We start from the raw sequence: 2644 nt of genomic DNA, 5'->3' as shown, positions 1-2644 counted from the left end.
CCGCGGTCGTGAACCGGCGCGTGGCGGCCGAGATGTTCCCGGGCCGGCCGGCGCTGGGCCAGCGCTACACGAGCACCGACTACGGCGTCACGCGCACCTTCCGCATCATCGGCATCGTGGACACGTTCCGCAACCAGGGCCCGCTGATGGTGCCGACGAACTTCGTCCTCATGCGGTTCACCCCGCACACGACGGAATCGCGCGTGCGCACGATCCTGCTGCGCGTCGCGCCCGGCACGCCGCGCGGCTTCGAGGCGAAGCTGAACCAGCGGCTCAAGGCGGTCCACAACGACTGGGGCTACCAGATCGCGCCGCTGCAATCGCTGCGCGCCTCGCTGCTGAAGGAGCAGCTCATTCCGCTGGCCGTGGCGGGCGTGATCGCGTCGTTCATGCTCGTCATGGTCGCCTTCGGCCTGTTCGGCGTGCTGTGGCAGAACACGACGCGCCGGATTCCCGAGATCGGCCTGCGCCGCGCGATCGGCGCGCGCGCCGCCGACATCTACCGCCAGATCGTCCTCGAACAGCTGCTGCTCGGGTCCCTGGCGATGGGCGTGGGCCTCGTGCTGCTCGTGCAGCTGCCGCTCACCGGCGCGCTGGGCGACACCTTGAACTGGTCCGTGTTCGCGGGCGCCGTGGGGCTGTCGATGGCCGTTATCTATCTGCTATCCTTGGCGTGCTCGCTCTACCCCGGCTGGCGCGCGAGCCGCCTCGATCCGGCCGCGGCACTGCACTACGAATAAAAGGCTGACATGGAACCACAACGCAGGCGGCGCGTACTGGTCGTCGACGACGACCACGCCGTCCAGGTCTCGCTGGCCCTGCTCCTCAAGCAGGCCGGCTTCGACGCGGCATGCGCGGACGGGCCGCGCGAGGCGCTGGCGCAACTCGACGCAACGCCATTCGATCTCGTTTTGCAGGACATGAATTTCTCGCTGCAGACGAGCGGCGAGGAAGGCCTCGACCTGCTCGCGCGCATCAAGGCGGCGCATCCGTCCCTGCCGGTGCTCCTGATGACGGCGTGGGGCTCGATCGCGCTGGCCGTGCGCGGCGTGAAGGCGGGCGCCGCGAACTTTTTCACCAAGCCCTGGGACAACGCCCAACTGGTCGACCTGATCGAAGCGACGCTGGATCTCGGCACGCCGCCGGCAGCAAGCAGCCGCACGCGCGCCGCGCTCGATGCGAAGTACGATTTCACGGGCATCGTCGGCGCGCACCCGAAGCTGCTGAAAGTGCTGGAGACGATCGCGCAGGTCGCGGCCACGCGCGCGCCCGTGCTGATCCTCGGCGAGAGCGGCACCGGCAAGGAACTCATCGCCGACGCCATCCACCGCAACAGCCCGCGCCGGGATGCGCCCATCGTCAAGATCAACATGGGCGCGATCACGACGTCGCTGTTCGAAAGCGAGATGTTCGGCCACGTGCGCGGCGCGTTCACGGATGCGCGCGACAATCGCAAGGGCCATATCGCCAGCGCCGACGGCGGCACGCTGTTCCTCGACGAGATCGGAGAACTGAACCGCGGCGACCAGGTCAAGCTGCTGCGCGTGCTGCAGGACCAGCGCTACCAGCCCGTCGGCGCGAGCCGCGCGGAGCAGGCCGACGTGCGCGTGATCTCGGCCACCAACCGCGAACTGGCGGAGCTCGTCGCCGCCGGCGACTTCCGCGAAGATTTGTTCTATCGCCTGAACCTGATCACGATCCGCCTGCCGCCGCTGCGCGAACGGCGCAGCGACATCCCGCTGCTGGCGCGCCATATCGTGGAGCATGTCGCCGACAGCTACGGCCTGCAAGCCGTCGCCCTCGCCCCGCAGGCGCTGGACTGGCTCGCGGCGCAGCCGTGGCCCGGCAACATCCGCCAGCTGAAGCAGACGCTGGAACGCACCCTCCTCCTGGCCGGCAAGGACGTGCTCACGCAGGCGGACTTCCTGGCGACGAGCGCCGTCGACGAAGGCGTGTCCGGCGGCCGGCTCGGCGTCGACGGCATGACGCTGGACCAGGTCGAACGCCTGATGATCGAACAGGCGCTGCGCCAGCACGCGGGCAACATCTCGCGCGTGGCGAAGGCCCTGGGCCTGTCGCGCACGGCGCTGTACCGCAGGCTGGAGCGCCACGGCCTCGCCGGCGCGGACGGCGCCGCATGATGCGGCTGCGGCCCCGTCTCGGCGTCTACATCGTGGCGCTGCACGTGCCGCTGTTCGGCTGCGCCACCCTGCTGCTGCCGGCGCGGCCGTTGCTGTTCGTCGGCGCGGAAGGCCTGCTGCTCGCGAGCCTGGCACTGGGCTGGCGGCTCGTGCGCCAGGCGCTGGAACCGCTCGGCTACACGCGCCGCTTCCATGAGTTGCTGCAGGACCAGCACTACGCCAACCGCCTGGCCGCCCCCGTGTCGCGCGAGCTGGACGACCTCGTGGACACGTTCAACACGATGCTCGCCGCGCTGCACCGCGAACGGCTTGCGATCGGCGAGCAGCAGGGCTTCCTCGACCGCCTGCTGGAAGCGACGCCGGTCGCGGTCCTCGTGTTCGACTTCGACGGCGCGATCAGCCTCGTGAACGCGAGCGCGGGCGAACTGCTCGGCCTGGACCGGCCCGAGGGCAAGCGCTTGTCCGCCTGGGCCGACGGCGCCGCCGGATTCGCGCAACGCCTC

The 2644-nt window shown here is 70.0% G+C and carries 3 protein-coding genes; all 3 read left to right on the top strand.

The genetic code is table 11. From position 1 onward, the window contains the following. Positions 1-740, top strand: a 740-nt coding sequence (locus ACEN88_RS28880; protein ID WP_413345231.1) for an ABC transporter permease, incomplete at its 5' end; no start/stop codon positions are given. Between the two features lie 9 nt (positions 741-749). Continuing rightward, a complete protein-coding gene (locus ACEN88_RS28875) occupies positions 750-2141 on the top strand; it encodes a sigma-54-dependent transcriptional regulator (RefSeq protein WP_413345229.1) in 1392 nt (463 codons plus the stop codon). Further along, positions 2138-2644, top strand: a 507-nt coding sequence (locus tag ACEN88_RS28870) for a PAS domain-containing protein (protein ID WP_413345227.1), incomplete at its 3' end; no start/stop codon positions are given. The genes ACEN88_RS28875 and ACEN88_RS28870, both read left to right, overlap by 4 nt.

The sequence above is a fragment of the Massilia sp. CT11-108 genome (assembly GCF_047302915.1).
GTDB lineage: Bacteria > Pseudomonadota > Gammaproteobacteria > Burkholderiales > Burkholderiaceae_D > Telluria > Telluria orientalis.
This window is presented reverse-complemented; position numbering and strand designations above follow the sequence as displayed.